The organism is Kistimonas scapharcae, assembly GCF_039540975.1.
Classification (GTDB): Bacteria; Pseudomonadota; Gammaproteobacteria; order Pseudomonadales; family Endozoicomonadaceae; genus Kistimonas; species Kistimonas scapharcae.
This window is the reverse complement of record NZ_BAABFL010000122.1, coordinates 1-15,508: the sequence shown is the minus strand read 5'-3', so window position 1 is coordinate 15,508 and position 15,508 is coordinate 1. Positions and strand designations below refer to the sequence as shown.

The window sequence follows — 15,508 nt, the reverse complement described above, 5'->3', positions numbered from 1 at the left end:
TAAAGCGAAACTTTGTCAGTGTCGTAGCTCTGGCTTGTGCTTTTGTCTGGTTACCAATGTGAAACGTCAACAGCTCCTAGTCTCGCCGCAATTTATCGGAGATAGCAATCGGGGATTCGTAGGTAAAGACAACAATATAGGATGAGATCAGGAGTGTCAGGATTGCTGTTGCCTGAATGGTGTGTGAGGCAATGCTGTCAATAATGGCATGGCTGGAAGCAACACTGGCGATCAGGATGGAAAATTCACTGTTCTGACCAAGTCGGGCACCTACTTCCCAGCCGGTGCTGCGTTTTTCGCTCACCTTGCGAAGGAAGTAGCGAAATACGGGCGGTTTGAGAAGAAGACAGATCGCCGAGAGTGCCAGCATCGGCATGAATACGTCATCAAGTAACGAAAGATCAAAACTGGCACCGGTTGAGAAGAAAAAGAGAATCAGGAAAAAGTCCCGAAGGGGCTTCAAATTAATAGCAATATATTGGGAAATCGGACTGGTAGCCATGCTAATACCAGCAATGAAGGCGCCTATTTCAGCCGATAGACCGATGGCCTGAGCCAGTTCTGCCATGCCTAGACACCAGCCAATAGTGAGTAGGAACAGATATTCATGGTACCGGTCAAACCGTGCCATCAAAGGCAGGATAATGAATTTCACACTAAGAAAGCTGCCAATGACCAACAACGGCAAAATCCCCAAAGGCATCAATAAAGTGGAGTAGCCCTCGCTGATATTATTGCCATTCTGGAGTAGCAATAGCAGCAATATGGCCAGCAAATCCTGCAACAGGAGCAGGCTGATCAACAATTCACCCGTGTGTTTATGGTGAAGCACAGTGGTGGGAAGCAGCTTAATCCCGATAATGGTGCTTGAGAACGTCATTGTGGCACCGATGATCAGGCTCTCCAACTGGGAGAAACCAAACGTAAGGGCACAGATATAGCCTACTGAGGCAAATACCAGTGAGCTCATGACACCCACAATGGCGGTTTTGCGTAGCATGTGAATCAGGTGTGCAGGCTGCATATCAAGCCCGAGCAGGAAGAGCAGGAAAATAATACCTGCATGGGAAATGTCGTTGAGCAGCTTGGTATCGGACACCATCTCCATACCGTAAGGGCCAAGAATGGCGCCAAGAACAATATAGCCGACAATCAGGGGCTGGCGGGTATACAGGATCAGCGTGGACACTACGGCAGCGCCCGTAAAGATGAGGAAGAAAGAGAAGACCAGAGAACCCGAATCCATGTCCATGTATATGTTCTGTTTTTCGAGAGTATAAACGCTCGATGCCTGCCCGGTATAGCCTGCTGCCGGGCACCGATGTTCACTCAATAGGTCCTGTATAGTTATGTAATCGGTGTTTTGCCCCAGATGTGAAGTATTAACTCGAAAAAAGGGTGTTTTTTCATAGAGATACCCGGATTTCCATGAGAATGAGCAATCCGGGACTGGTTTTAGCGGATGACAGTTGCAGGCGAGTCCCCTGCATATTGATAGGCCACACTGAAATCTTTCAGGCTTTCAATGGCGGACTCCGACTGTGCAGGATCCGCCAGTACAAAGCTGTCAAACCCGCAGCGAGAGAGGTAGTAAAGCTGGTCACGGTGAATATCACCTATCGCCCGCAATTCACCGGTGAAGTGGTATTGCTGACGCAACAATCGGGCGAGGGAGTAACCACGACCATCAGTAAATACCGGGAAATTGATGGCAATAATCAGCGCCTGGTTTGGGTTACCAGAGATATCTTCCGGAGCTTCGTGGCTGTCCAGCCATAACCCTGCGGGAATGGGGGGGCGTTGTTTGTCTTTTATCAAGGTATTCCAGATAGGCAATGGAATGAGATGGTTTGCCTGCGGCGCCGTAGAATCGAGCGCTTGTGTTGTGATGATCTCATAGTTGTCATCAATAACACGCTGATTCTTAATGATTCTTCTTGGCATATGCCCGCTCCTTGAAAGGCTCAATACCGATGCGGCGAGAGGTGGCGATAAATGTTTCCCCCTCAATACGCTGTTCTACATAGACGCTCAGTAGACGTTCCAGCACATCAGGGACATCATGTCGACTGAAAGACGGACCGATGATCTTGCCGAGTGAGGCATTGTTGCCAGAGGCGCCGCCTATCTGAATCTGGTAATACTCTTCGCCTTTCTTATCGACCCCTAGAATCCCGATATTACCAATGTGGTGATGCCCACAGGCGTTCATGCAGCCTGAAATATTAAGCTCCAGGTCGCCGAGGTCGTGAAGGTAGTCGATATCATCGAAACGACGTTGGATGGCTTCCGCCACCGGCAGCGACTTGGCATTGGCCAGGGCGCAGTAGTCGCCACCGGGGCAGCAGATGACATCGGTGAGTAGTCCAAGATTAGGGGTCGCAAAGCCCGCATCACGTAATGCTTGCCATAGGGCGTAAAGCGACGCTTTCTGTACATCCGGAAGAATCAGGTTCTGCTGGTGGCTGATGCGAAGCTCGCCAAAACTGTAGGTCTCTGATAGATCGGCTGCGATGCGTAGCTGCTCAGTGCTGATGTCGCCGGGTGCATAGGCCGTACTTTTGAGTGACAGGGTGACAGCGGCATAACCGGCGCGTTTGTGGCCTGAAACATTGCGTGTGACCCAGTGGTTAAACGCCTTGTCGTCTGCATGTTGTTGATCAATGTTGGCAGGCGAGATTGGCTGGGATTCATAATCAGGGTCGATAAAGTGACGGCTGACCTGATCCAGTGCCTGTTCGTTCAAGGTGCCTGGGCCATCTTTGAGGTTCTCCCATTCATCATGTACCCGCTGACGGAATGCTTCAATACCCAGTGCCTTGACCAGAATTTTGATACGGGCCTTGTACTTGTTGTCCCGTCGGCCAAACCGGTTATAGGTACGCAGAATCGCATCCAGATATGTCAACAGGTGCTGCCAGGGAAGGAACGGGGTGATTTCGGTGCCAAGCATGGGGGTTCTGCCCAGTCCGCCTCCCACCAGTACACGAAAGCCTAATTCGCCTTTTGCACTTCTTACCAGTTCCAGCCCTATGTCATGTGCCTGGATAGCTGCGCGATCCTCCTTGGCGCCATTAACAGCAATTTTGAATTTACGAGGCAGGAACGCGAACTCCGGATGAAAGGTTGACCATTGGCGGATGATTTCACACCAGGGGCGGGGGTCTTCAATTTCGTCCTCGGCCACACCGGCAAACTGGTCGGTGGTTGTGTTGCGGATGCAGTTGCCACTGGTCTGGATGGCGTGCATTTCCACACAGGCCAGCTCGGCAAGAATATCGGGTACCTGCTCCAGGGCAGGCCAGTTCAACTGGATATTCTGACGCGTGGTCAGATGGGCATAGCCCTTGTCGTAGGTCTCAGTGATGTCGGCGATCTTCCGCAGCTGTCTGGCGCTGATCATACCGTAAGGTACCGCGATACGGAGCATCGGCGCGTGGCGCTGGACATAGAGGCCGTTCTGCAGGCGCAGTGGCAGGAATTGTTCTTCACTAAGCTCACCGGCGAGATAGCGTTCGGTCTGGTTGGCAAATTGCCTGACTCGCTCCGCCACCAGTGTTCTGTCATGCTGATCGTATTGATACATGGTGTGTCTTTTTTCTGGCCAGGCATCCTGCCTGGCATTGTTTTTATCGAGGAAGAATTGTTGAGCAAAATACCAATGCGCTTATATGTTTAAAAGTAATATTTAGTCATAAATATCTTAATAAAAGTAATAAAAAGTCCAGTGCTTGTTGAATCTGCTGACATTCGCTAGTCTGGACGGGGGTTTCTTAAATCAATCAGGAGAGGAAGAGAATGTCTCAGGAAACTGAACAGGCAGATAGCAAGGTTGATGCGTGGTCGGCTGTGGCACTGATAATGATTGTGGTGGTGGCTGCCGTCTACTGGGTCAGTGGGCAATAAAGCGGTTTTCGTTTATTTAGCCCAGTACCGTATTGACGATGCTGATCAGGACAATAATAAAAACAACAGTGAACAGTATCCCGGCAATAATGAAGTGGCCGGGTTTCCCTTCCGTGAAGTCCCTTTCACGATTGCGGTTACTCTGAACGCCAAAGGCGGCAGCAATCACGCTTTGGATAACCCGGAAAATACCTGATCCCTTCTTATCTGTCATAGTGTCCCTGCATCTGATTTTCACGTTGAGGCTGACGTCTTATCTTGAGGGTCTACTCATCAGCGAACTGCTCCTACAGTATTGTGTAGGATGTTGGGCCCGGCCAGTATCCATGAAGCTCAACATGACGCTGACCAGTCAGCCAGTGACCGAGAGGTTTTTCCCAGTGAATGGTGTAGTAATCACTGTTGACCATCCCGATGAATTTCAGCTCAAGCTTCAGATGGTCTGCATTCAGCGGAATATTGCCGAATGTTCGAGTGAGACCGCCGCTGAGTTGAGCCTGCTCGTGAACCTCGCCGCTATCAGTGCTGTAGTAGAGGTCTGCGTCAACGATATAGCTGCCGTGGGTGTTGTTGAGAATAATCTGAAAGGAGTTAATCATCCCAATCCATGAGGGAATAATGGTTGTACCATCCATGGAGGCAAAGCTGTAAGCGATGGGAACCAGGGTTGTTGAGACAGAATTGGCGCTGGCAGGCCAGGTATGGGTTGATATGGCGCCGGTGGACTCGGTTTTCAGGAACGACGCCTCTGCAGAGCCATTACCCAGCATGCTGTCAATATTGTTGGCTTTACCCGTGATGCTCCACGACGCAGAGTCAGATAGTGAACCGGCATTCATGCCACTCTTGGCCCAAACAACCCCCGTTACCATACCAAAGCCTTGGGATATACCATGATCGGTGTCATACATGTTGACTTTGGCCGCTTCGGACTGCAGCCAGGTCATGTTCTCATTCATGACGTTAATGGGGTTGTCAACGCGCTCATGGGACGAAACAGCCCATTGGGTGGCTATAGAGCCACTTTTATTGAATTTCCACTCTATGGTTGTGCCGATTTGAGGTGAGGTTGATGAAGAAGAGCTGTCTTGTGAAGGCAGCTTGTCGCTAAGGTTAACGTTGAACTGTGAGGTGGAGACATACTCAGTGGACAGCTTCATAACCTCTGACATAGGTGTGTTGCTGGTGGTAATGTTTGGAACGATACCGATACGTTCGAACTCACCGGTATTCGTATTGATGTAGCCGATGGCGCCCGCGGTGATGGAAGTATCAAGGTTCCAGTTACCCCAGCTTTCAGGCTGGTCGGTTCTCAGCAGGTCGGTAAAGGTTCGCGTCCATAAGCCCCGGTCAGGCATCGCGCTCGTCAAGCTACTGCGCTGAATATCGGCTCCGGCAGTTGTTGCCAGAAAAAGGCTGGTGAACAAGAGCGGTACTTTTGCAGGAAACATGATGTACCTCCCGGCCGTGGCCGGTCAGCAGTGAATGATAGGTTGAATGGTTAGAAAAGATGAACTTGAGCGCCGGGTAAAGATTGTAGAGAAAGAGGCGCCACTGCCAGTATAGATCAGTCTGTATGTTGTGAAGAACGCCGGATGGGGGTGGGCTATCCGGCGTTTATTGAGGGCTACTGACCGCTAAGCAGGACGGTTTCGGCGTGCTCGATCTGCTCCGGAGTGCCATTAATGAGCACAACATCGTCAGAATGGAGTGAAGGATCGTTGCAGAGAGGGACGGAGTCGTTATCGCGGGTCAGTTTTTGTATATGAACGCCTGTTTTATCAAGCGGGATTTCTGACAGTCGCTTGCCGACAGCATAGGCTTTTTCTGGCAGGGTCACGGCATGAAGGAACTGTTGGGGGTTACCGTCCAGATCGTGCAGCGCTTCACTGGTGCCAAAAAAGGAACCGTGCAGGATGTTGTAGTGCTGGCGCCTAACGGCATCTATACGCTGGGCGACGGCCAGTTTGTTGTGACCCAGCAAATGAAGGACATGACTGATAATCAGCAGGCTGGATTCGAGCACTTCCGGGAACACTTCCGTTGCGCCGTCCCGTTTGAGGGTATCCATCATTGCATCATCCCGGGTACGAACCAGGATCGGAATATCGGCGTTCACGCTGCGAATTTTCTTCAGGGCGGCGTGGGCATTTCGGGAGTTGTTGATGCAGATCGCAACCAGCCTGGCACGCTTGAGCCCTGCGGCTTCTAACAGCTCCAGCCGCTGACAGTCCCCATAAAACACCGGCATACTGGCGCGTGTTGCTTCGCGGACATGCACAGGGTCGTCATCCAGTACGGCGAAAGGCAAGCTTTCCTTGTCCAGAAAGCGGCTGATCGCCTGGCCGACACGGCCATAGCCGCAGATCAGGATATGGTTATCCATTGTTTCCGTTTCCTGCCGGATACGGTCGGCAGATGAGATCATGGTTGGCCGCTTTTTCCGTTCACCGGTCAGGCGTTCAGCAATGGTTTCACTGTAGCGGATCAGCAGTGGTGTCACGGCCATTGAAACGATGGTCACTGACAGAATCAGGGAGCTGGTGCTGGCTGAGAGGAACTGGTTATTGGCCGCCAGTGCCACGAGGGCAAAACAGAATTCACCGCCCTGGGCCAGTGAGAGGCCAGTGCGAATCGCAGCTTTTCGATCAGGGAATACAAAATAGCTCAGCTGGCTGATCAGCACCGCTTTGAACAGTATGAGTCCGGCGCTGGCCAGGAGGATAAGGTGCCACTGGCTCAGGAACTGATCCAGGTCCAGCATCAGGCCAATGGAAACAAAAAAGAGTCCAAGCAGTATGTCACGGAAAGGGCGGATGTCAGCTTCTACCTGGTGGCGGTAATGGCTTTCTCCCAGCATCATGCCGGCGACAAAGCCGCCCAGTGCCATGGACAGAGACAGCAGGTGTGTCAGCCATGCGGCCAGCAGTGCAACCACGATAGCCGTGAGGACGAACAGCTCTTCAGAGCGTGCCCTGGCGATTTCATGGAATATCTTCGGCATCACCCAGCGGCCAATCATCAGCATAAAGACCACAAACAGGCTGCCTTTGGCCAGGCTGATGATTAGCGACATGGCCAGTCCTGATTCGCCAAAGCCGCCGACAGCAGGCACCAGGATAAGAAAGAATACCGCTGCAATATCCTGAAAGATGAGCGTACCAATCGCCAGCTGGCCATGGTCAGAGCGAATCTCGTTTCGACGAGACAGTTCCTTGGAAACAATGGCCGTGGAGGATAGGGATAATCCGGCTGCCATGACCAGCGCGCCGGCATGGGAAAAGCCCAGCAACAGACCGCAGAAGCCAATCAGTACGGTGCTGATGAGTACCTGCAGGCCGCCAAGCCCAAACACGACCCTGCGCATGGCCAGCATATTAGACAGAGAGAATTCTAAACCCAGTGAAAACAGCAGAAACACAACGCCTATTTCGGCCAGCAGACTGATATCGAAGCTGCTGTCGATGAAACCGGTCGCTGTCGGGCCAAGGATCAATCCTACCACCAGATAAGCCAGTGTGTCGGAGATACGCAGGCGATGGAAGACAGCAATACAAACCACTGACAGGGAGAAGATAATTAGAAGTTGGTTGAAAAAGCTGAAATCCATGCAATCCCCTGTTACGACAGTTAGTTATTTCGTTGTCATTCCTGATCTGCACAATGTGTTGCAGTCAGTTGATTTATCACGTTATTTTACGCGTGCTGGTAGTAAGGTGACAGACAGGAATGTTATTACTACTCACTATATCTGTAATTATTGCTTACATACTTCATTCATAAAGAGCATAGCCCAGTGTCAGGTGCTCTAACTGATCAGAAGGGGGTTGTCATGATCACGCTGTTCCTCTACACCACCGAGTGCTGCCATCTTTGTGAGCAGGCCCTGGACATGCTGGTGAACCTGAAGCCTGCGGAACCTTTTGCCCTGGAACTCATTGATATTGCCGAGTCTGATCAGCTCATTGATCAATACGGCGAGCGGATTCCTGTGGTGCAGGTCGCACCGGATGGCCACGAACTGGGCTGGCCTTTTGATGCCGGGCAAGCGCTGGCGTTACTCGAAAGAGCAAAAGAGGCACTGTAATCAGCACCGTGAAGGTGCAAGTGTTAAGAGGTTGTACCTGTGCAAATTTAATCGAGGAACTGACCTAACAGGCTGCCATCGCGCAGCGCGCGTTTTACCAGAGCGGTACCACCAAGCCAGCGCTGTTGGCCAAGGGGTGAAATTTCCAGTGCCGGGGCGCGGGAAATGCCTTGTACCGTTCCGTTTTCCATACAGTGCTGAATGACCGGTGCGATAATCGGAAAGGCCGTTGCGATTTCTCCGCAAAGGATAATCTTCTCAGGGCGTATCAGATTGACGCTCATTGCGATGACGTTGCCAAGGTGTTTTGCCACGTCCTTGAGGATATTCACGGCCAGTGGTTCCTGATTGACGGCAGCTGTGCAGATATCCGCAACAGTTTTGTTACCTGATGGATAGGCGTCAGCGGCAGGCTGGTGGTTCCGGGCCAGCTGGTTATAACGGTTTTCGATGGAGGGGTTGCAGACCAGGGTTTCCAGGCAGCCGAAATTTCCGCAATAGCAGCGCTGCCCCAGCGGATCGACCTGAATATGCCCAATTTCACCGGCAGCGCCCAAGCAGCCCTCATAAAGCTCGCCATGGATCATCATGCCAGCACGCACACCGTTGTGAATGCTGATGAAGAGGGCGTTATTGCAGGTAGTCGCAGTACCAAAATAATGCTCGGCAAGGCACATCGCAGCGGTGTCATTGCTGATATAGCAGGGTATCTCCAATGCTTGCCGGACGTTTTCTGCCAGTGCCAGTCTGTTGACTGAAATGTTTGGCATGAAATGCACAATGCCTGCCTGGCTGTCGATCAGGCCGGGCAGGGTGATGCCTACCCCCGTCAGCGCGGTGATATGTTGTTTGTTGCTACTGATAAAGTCGCGCATGGCAGATATAAGGCCCGCGCTAAATGTCTCTTCTGATTCAGTGAAAGCCTGTACGGTCTCTTTTTTGATGAGCTTTCCGGAAAGGTCACACAATCCCATATGGAAGTGGTTGCGTCCCGCACGTACCGCGAGTAATTGGCGTGCGGTTGTATTGATGGCAAGGGAAACCGGTCGCCGCCCGCCGGTGGAGGCTTGTGACGCTACCTCCTGAATCAGGTGGTTATCCATCAGGAGCCGGGCGATACGGGTCAGTGTGCCGGGTGCCATCAGGCATTCACGGGCAAGTTGGATACGCGATATCGGGCCTGCCTGATCGATCGTTCTGTAGACCGTGGCAATCGGTTGCAGCCTGAGTTCCTGTCCCGTGGATTCGCTTTTGATCATTGTCCGTTGAGAGTCCCGTTGCTCCAATCGATTAGCTGGCCATCTGATATCGTTGCAGTGACAGAATAATCCTGATTCAGAACGGTGAGGTTGGCCTGCATGTCAGGTTTGATTTGTCCAATATGGTCATCCATGCCAATACTGCGCGCCGGTGTTGCGGTTGCCATGCAGACCGCTTCAGTTAGCGGAATATGAACGTGTTCAACGCTGTGTTTGACTGCTGCATCCATGGTCAGGGCCGAGCCGCAGATAGTGCCTTCGGCGCTGATGCACTTGCCGTCGCGATAATACACGGTCTGACCGCCAAACTGGAACTGATCAATCTGGGTGCCAGCTGCTGGTGTGGCATCGGTAACGAGGCAGAGTCTCTTGCTGCCGAGCAGACGCCACGCCAGACGAATATTCTGCCAGTTCACATGCACGCCGTCGGCAATGATGCCAGCGCAAATATGGGGATCATCAAGAATGGCGCCGACAGGCCCGGGTTCACGGTTGGTTAAAGGCGGCATGGCGTTAAACAGGTGTGTAGCAAAAGCCGCGCCTGCTTTGATAGCCTGCTCAACTTCTGCGCTGGTGGCCGCAGTATGGCCAATGGCGACCCGGATGCCCGCTTCCGTCAATTGCTCAATGGTGCCTGGTGGGCAGACTTCGGGAGCCAGGGTCACCATGCTGATGGTGTTGCTGTTGTCGCACATTAGGCGGAGCAGGTCAGCATCGGGGCGTCGGACGTGTGCGGGGTCGTGGATGCCTTTGCGATTGGGGTTGAGCCAAGGGCCTTCAAGATGCAATCCGGGTACATGAAACGGATGGCGGTTCTTGTATTCCCGCGTGACTGATATGGCATGCTGGATATCGTTATCATCAGCGGTGATCAATGTCGGCAGGAAGCTGGTGCAACCATGACGGAGGTTGGTCTGGTGCATGGTGTCCAATGTGCCGGTGCTGATGTCACTGTTGAACAGAACACCGCCACAACCGTTCAGCTGAAGATCAATAAAACCAGGGCAGAGCCATTGCCCGCCGAGCGAATGGGTTGTCATTCCTGCTGGAAGCTGGTCATCCGGGACAATGGAATCAATGCTTCCTTCGCTGATGATGACAGCGTGATTTTCCAGTATGGCGCTGACTGAAACGATGATGCCGTCGGTAAGTGCGAAGGTGTCTGCTTGTTCGATGTTCATGTCAGAATCCCTGGATATGCTCAGCTTCAATGCTTTCAAAATACCGGAGGGTGCGAACGGTCAGGTCCAGTGTGGCGGCGTCATCACAGACGAGCACTGTTTTGGCGTGCAGCTGAAGGGCTGAAATCGTCCACATATGGTTGATAGGATCCTCTACGGCGGCTTTTACTGCTCGTGACTTGCCGGCACCCGTGGCCAGGATCATGACTTCATCGGCATCCATGATGGTGCCTACTCCAACGGTTAATGCCAGCTTGGGCACCTGATCGATAGCATCCTCAAAAAAGCGAGCATTCGCCTGTCGAGTATTCAGGGTCAGGGTTTTTATTCGGGTGCGTGAACGCAGGGAAGAACCGGGTTCGTTAAACGCAATATGTCCATCATGGCCAACGCCACCAAAAAACAGGTGGATACCCCCAGCGGCAGTGATGCAGTCTTCGTAGCGCTGGCATTCGGCATCCAGGTCACTGGCATTGCCATCGAGAAAATGGATGTTGGCCGCAGGAATGTCGATATGCCGGAACAGGTTTTCTTCCATAAAGGTTCGGTAGCTCTGGGCATGCCCGGCATCGAGTCCAACATATTCATCCATATTGAACGTGATGACATGCCTGAAACTGAGACCTTCTTGCTGATGCAGACGGATCAGCTCACGGTATGTCACTAACGGCGTGCTTCCCGTGGGGAGACCCAGTACAAAAGGGCAGTCCGGGCCGGGGTTGAATGCCCGGATGCGGTCGGCAATATAGCGTGCCGACCAGAGTCCTGCCGTCTGGCTGTCTCGCAGAGGGATAAGACGCATGGATTGTCTCCCGGATAGTCGTATGTAGCGGTTTCGTCGTGGCTGATGCGTACCGATTCTGATAATGGATAGAATCTGCCAATAATTTACATAATAAAATAATAGGTAGCTTAAAGGTCAAATTATTTCGCTCTGATTGGCTTTTATTGATCTGAAGCATAAATATTTCCATCACATATTTCGTGAAATAAAAAAAAGTGGGTACGATGATGCCGTAAATTACTAGCTAACCGAGGGGAACCTGCCGTGAACATCTTCAGTTACCTGCAGAAGCTGGGTAAGGCGCTGATGCTGCCTATTGCCTCGCTGCCTGTTGCAGCCCTGTTGCTGCGACTCGGGCAGCCCGATTTGCTTGATATTCCGTTTATGGCGGAAGCCGGCAATGCCATCTTCAGTAATCTTCCGTTGTTGTTTGCGATGGGTATTGGCGTGGGACTGTCCCGTGATGGCGCCGGTGCTGCCGCCATTGCCGGTGCGATTGGCTATTTCGTGCTGACCAGTGCGGCTGGCACGATCAATGACAGTATCAATATGTCATTTTTCGGCGGGATTATGGCCGGTATTGTTGCCGGACACGTCTATAACCGTTTCCATGCCACCGTCCTTCCTCAGTATCTGGGTTTCTTTGGTGGCAAGCGGCTGGTGCCGATTATTACCGGTCTGATCATGTTGCTGGTGGCCTGGGTCTGCGGTTATGTCTGGCCGGTGATTCAGTCCGGCATTGATGCCTTTGGTCACGGTGTGGCTGAGTCCGGCTCTGTGGGGCAATTCCTGTATGGCACCCTGAACCGTGGTCTGATTCCTTTTGGTCTTCACCATGTGCTGAATTCCTATTTCTGGTTTGGTCTGGGGGATTTCGCTAATACAGCCGGTGATCTGGTGACAGGCGACTTGAACCGGTTCTTTGCCGGTGATCCCACCGCCGGAGTATTTATGGCAGGCTTCTTCCCCGTCATGATGTTCGGTTTGCCTGCGGGTGCCCTGGCCATGTACCTGGCGGCCCCCAAGGCGCGTCGTGCGCAGGTTGGCGGTGTCCTGTTCTCCGTGGCGATGACGGCGTTTTTAACTGGGATCACAGAACCCCTCGAGTTTATGTTCATGTTCCTGGCGCCGGCGCTGTATGCCCTCCACGCGGTGCTGACCGGTCTGTCGCTCATGATTTCCAATCTGTTGGGAACGCTGCATGGTTTTGGGTTCTCCGCTGGTCTCTTCGATTTTGTCCTGAATTGGGGCCTTGCAACCAAACCAGAGGTGTTACTGCTGCAGGGGCTCTGCACAGGTGTTGTTTACTTTGTGAGTTTTTATGCGCTGATCAAGTTCATGAACCTCAAAACACCGGGGCGGGATGAGGATGCGTCTGAAGCAGAAACAACCGTTACCCTTCAACCAGCAGCTGCGGCAGTTGCCATGGAGGCTGCTGATACACCAACGGGCAAGGCTCAACGTTATCTGGTTCTGCTGGGTGGTATTGAGAACCTGGAAACCATTGATGCCTGTATCACACGTCTGCGACTGAATGTTCATTCACCGGTTGTCGCAAGTGATGCCGAATTCAAGGCGCTGGGGGCCAGCGGTGTGATTCGGGTGGGTGAGAAGAGTATCCAGGTGGTGCTCGGTCCTGAAGCCGAAACCATCGCAGGTATCATGAAATCGCTGCAGGTTACCGAGGTAGAACCGGCAGTCTGATCACGCGCTCATCTGGCAATGTGCTTTGCCACTTTATTCGGGTAAAGCACATTGGCATCACGCTTCTTTCTCTTTTAATTAATCATTAGTAAACCCCCGGCTATACCGGGGAGACTCGCATAGGTTTTACCGAGGCGTCGGTAGCTAATCTCGAGGTTCCGCCAAGAATCAAGAGATTTAACCTATGCCAGACTACAAGAGTCTGACCCATACCCGCTGGGATTGTAAATATCATGTGGTTTTTATTCCGAAGAGGCGCCAGAAGGTGATCTACGGACGGTTGAGAAAGTTCCTCGGAAACATATTTCATGAACTCGCCAAACGTAAGGGTTGTGAGATTCTGGAAGGCCACTTGATGCGTGATCATGTCCACATATGTATCAGGATCTCGCCAAAATATTCAGTGTCATATATTGTCGGCTATTTGAAAGGCAAGTGTGCCATAGCGATAGCCCGCCACTTTAAGGGACGGCAACGAAACTTCAGTGGAGAGAATTTCTGGGCAAGAGGATATTTTGTGACAACGGTTGGTTTGGATGAGGATGTTGTCAGGGCATATATCCGTGACCAGGAAAAGAATGATGAACGACATGATCAATTAAATCTTGGTTGGGACACGCGCCCATGGGCGCAATAAAAGCCCTTTGAGGGCGTCATCTAATAAGCCTCCGGCTCTGTCGGAGGTCATTTAACTACCCCCCTATAAATGCCTGCTCAAGAAGAATCCTGCCTATGACGAGTTGTCGAAGCTTTCCGACTCCCTGAATTTGTATGCGCCACTCTCTGGCTGGTTGATATCGGTGACGTCGCGGACCTTGTTTTCAGGAAAAAGATGCAAAAAACGGCATGTCACTTAAGTTTTTTGATTACGAAGGTCTATGGCAATGATAGGAAGGTGGTCGGGTGAAATGTCTGTAGTCCTGAGGCCTTTATGGCTAGTCAGATGAATAAGGGGAGCAAAAAAATTGTCTTAATTATCCGATAAGTTATCGTTAAAATGCCAGCTAGCGCGTTGATATAAAAGCATTTCTCTTGTTGTTTCGGTGTAATGACTGATAACGACCTTGTTTATCGGGCCTAACCGCCCTGATCTGGTTTCCCTGTGATAAAGCCGTTACTGTAGAGGCAGGGATTCTGAAAGCAAACTAGATAAAACTTGTTATGGTTAACTCAAATGCACAGCGTAATGCGCGGTTGCTTCGATTGGCATCCACCGCATCGGTTGTCACGGCTGTCGTGCTGATTGTCGCGAAGCTGTTCGCGTGGTGGGTCAGCGGCTCGGTCAGTATGATGGCGACGGTTATTGACTCCATGCTGGATGCCTTTGCTTCGCTCATTAACATGGTGGCGGTGTATATTGCGCTCAAACCGGCCGACGAAGATCATCATTTCGGTCATGGAAAGGCTGAGCAGCTGGCGGCGCTGGCGCAATCAGCCTTCATTGCCGGTTCGGCTATTTTCCTGATACTGCATGCGATCAACGATCTCACCAATGACGTGGAGATCGCTAATGAGCAGGTGGCCATGATGGTCATGGCCTTTTCGATTGTCTGCACCCTGATATTGCTGCTGATTCAGAACTATGTGATTCGTCAGACCGGCTCCATTGCGATCAAGGCCGACGAGATGCATTACCGCATGGACTTGATTACTAACTTCAGCGTCATTCTTGCTCTGGCCCTGGCCGCGGCAGGTTATCGTGAAGCGGATGCAATTTTCGGTATTCTGATTGCAGTGTATATGCTCAACAGTGTCCGTAAAGTGGCTTGGGAATCGATTCAGATGCTGATGGATCGGGCACTGCCTGAAGAGGAGCTGGAACGCATCGAAAAAACCATTCTCAGCGTTGAGGGGGTTCAGGGGGTGCATAATCTGAGAACCCGTATCTCCGGTGCGTTACCCATTATCCAGTTCCATCTGGATGTGCAGGGCGACCTTTCCGTGCGTCAGGCCCATGATATCGGCGGGAAGGTCAAACAGGCTATATTGGCATGGATGCCTGATGCTGATGTGACCTTTCATTTGGATCCCAATTAGAACACCAGATGATCTTCTCCATAAAAAAGGCTACCGGTTGATGATTCCGGTAGCCTTTTTCTTTCAGGGTTTTATTGGGCTTGCGTGGCAGGCTTTCTGTTATGAGCCTTTTTACTGGCTAGCAGGGTGTAAATTACCGGCACGACAAACAGGGTAAACAGCGTACCAATCATCATACCACTGGCAATCACTACACCGATATTGAACCGGCTGACGGCGCCGGCGCCAGAGGCCAGCAGAAGCGGCACGATGCCTAGGACCGTGGCCCCGGTAGTCATCAGGACAGGTCGTAAACGCAATGCCGCGGCTTCTTCAACGGCTTCGCGGATGTCCAGACCCTGCTCTCGGCGTAGCTGGTTGGCAAATTCGACGATAAGAATACCGTGTTTGGTGATCAGACCAATCAGTGTCACCAGGCCAATCTGGGTGTAAATGTTCATGGTGACACTAATGTCAAGGCCATGCTCAAACACCTTAAATCCCGCTTAACCTTGGGAATGTGAGCAAGCTGGCCGTACTTTTGGCAACAGAGTACAGTTTTTGCACAAAA

14 protein-coding genes are annotated in these 15,508 nt (G+C 51.8%); 4 read left to right on the top strand and 10 right to left on the bottom strand.

Annotation, left to right across the window (positions count from 1 at the left end; genetic code table 11):
- Positions 1–76: 76 nt before the first annotated feature.
- The 6 genes from ABD892_RS07880 to ABD892_RS07855 all read right to left on the bottom strand — a co-directional run bounded on the left by ABD892_RS07880 (position 77) and on the right by ABD892_RS07855 (position 7,516).
- Entirely contained in the window at positions 77–1,246 is a 1,170-nt protein-coding gene (locus ABD892_RS07880; RefSeq protein WP_345194925.1) for a cation:proton antiporter domain-containing protein, read from the bottom strand.
- Positions 1,247–1,455: 209 nt separating this feature from the next.
- Positions 1,456–1,944: a DUF934 domain-containing protein gene (locus ABD892_RS07875; RefSeq protein ID WP_345194924.1), complete on the bottom strand. Its 489-nt coding sequence runs from the start codon at positions 1,942–1,944 to the stop codon at positions 1,456–1,458.
- Positions 1,925–3,586: a nitrite/sulfite reductase gene (locus ABD892_RS07870; RefSeq protein WP_345194923.1), complete on the bottom strand. Its 1,662-nt coding sequence runs from the start codon at positions 3,584–3,586 to the stop codon at positions 1,925–1,927. The genes ABD892_RS07875 and ABD892_RS07870 overlap by 20 nt, the downstream gene beginning before the upstream one ends.
- Positions 3,587–3,922: 336 nt before the next feature.
- Positions 3,923–4,120, bottom strand: coding sequence for a DUF2970 domain-containing protein (locus tag ABD892_RS07865; RefSeq protein ID WP_345194922.1), 198 nt, complete (start codon positions 4,118–4,120; stop codon positions 3,923–3,925).
- A gap of 73 nt (positions 4,121–4,193) precedes the next feature.
- On the bottom strand, positions 4,194–5,357 hold the full coding sequence (locus ABD892_RS07860; RefSeq protein WP_345194921.1) for a hypothetical protein: 1,164 nt from the start codon (positions 5,355–5,357) through the stop codon (positions 4,194–4,196).
- Positions 5,358–5,533: 176 nt separating this feature from the next.
- On the bottom strand, positions 5,534–7,516 hold the full coding sequence (locus ABD892_RS07855; RefSeq protein WP_345194920.1) for a cation:proton antiporter domain-containing protein: 1,983 nt from the start codon (positions 7,514–7,516) through the stop codon (positions 5,534–5,536).
- Between the two features lie 222 nt (positions 7,517–7,738).
- Here ABD892_RS07855 and ABD892_RS07850 point away from each other — a divergent pair, with 222 nt between their 5' ends.
- On the top strand, positions 7,739–7,993 hold the full coding sequence (locus tag ABD892_RS07850; RefSeq protein ID WP_345194919.1) for a glutaredoxin family protein: 255 nt from the start codon (positions 7,739–7,741) through the stop codon (positions 7,991–7,993).
- Positions 7,994–8,040: 47 nt separating this feature from the next.
- Here the strand turns inward: ABD892_RS07850 and ABD892_RS07845 are convergent, their stop codons facing one another.
- The 3 genes from ABD892_RS07845 to nagB are packed head-to-tail and all read right to left on the bottom strand — an operon-like array spanning position 8,041 to position 11,235.
- Positions 8,041–9,252 (bottom strand): ROK family protein, encoded by a 1,212-nt coding sequence (locus ABD892_RS07845; protein WP_345194918.1) that lies wholly within the window; start codon positions 9,250–9,252, stop codon positions 8,041–8,043.
- Complete coding sequence (gene nagA, locus ABD892_RS07840; protein WP_345194917.1) at positions 9,249–10,433, bottom strand: N-acetylglucosamine-6-phosphate deacetylase; 1,185 nt, start codon at positions 10,431–10,433, stop codon at positions 9,249–9,251. The genes ABD892_RS07845 and nagA overlap by 4 nt, the downstream gene beginning before the upstream one ends.
- A 1-nt stretch (position 10,434) precedes the next feature.
- Positions 10,435–11,235, bottom strand: a complete 801-nt coding sequence (gene nagB, locus ABD892_RS07835) for a glucosamine-6-phosphate deaminase (RefSeq protein WP_345194916.1) — start codon at positions 11,233–11,235, stop codon at positions 10,435–10,437.
- A gap of 246 nt (positions 11,236–11,481) precedes the next feature.
- On the opposite strand from nagB, the gene nagE reads away from it, so the two are divergent.
- The 3 genes from nagE (at position 11,482) to ABD892_RS07820 (ending at position 14,958) form a co-directional block, all read left to right on the top strand.
- Positions 11,482–12,921 (top strand): N-acetylglucosamine-specific PTS transporter subunit IIBC, encoded by a 1,440-nt coding sequence (nagE, locus tag ABD892_RS07830; RefSeq protein WP_345194915.1) that lies wholly within the window; start codon positions 11,482–11,484, stop codon positions 12,919–12,921.
- A 184-nt stretch (positions 12,922–13,105) separates the two neighbouring features.
- Positions 13,106–13,558: an IS200/IS605 family transposase gene (gene tnpA / locus ABD892_RS07825; protein WP_345194914.1), complete on the top strand. Its 453-nt coding sequence runs from the start codon at positions 13,106–13,108 to the stop codon at positions 13,556–13,558.
- A 524-nt stretch (positions 13,559–14,082) separates the two neighbouring features.
- Positions 14,083–14,958 (top strand): cation diffusion facilitator family transporter, encoded by an 876-nt coding sequence (locus ABD892_RS07820; RefSeq protein WP_345194912.1) that lies wholly within the window; start codon positions 14,083–14,085, stop codon positions 14,956–14,958.
- Positions 14,959–15,029: 71 nt separating this feature from the next.
- Here the strand turns inward: ABD892_RS07820 and ABD892_RS07815 are convergent, their stop codons facing one another.
- A complete protein-coding gene (locus ABD892_RS07815) occupies positions 15,030–15,398 on the bottom strand; it encodes an efflux RND transporter permease subunit (RefSeq protein WP_425559202.1) in 369 nt (122 codons plus the stop codon).
- Positions 15,399–15,508 lie beyond the last annotated feature (110 nt).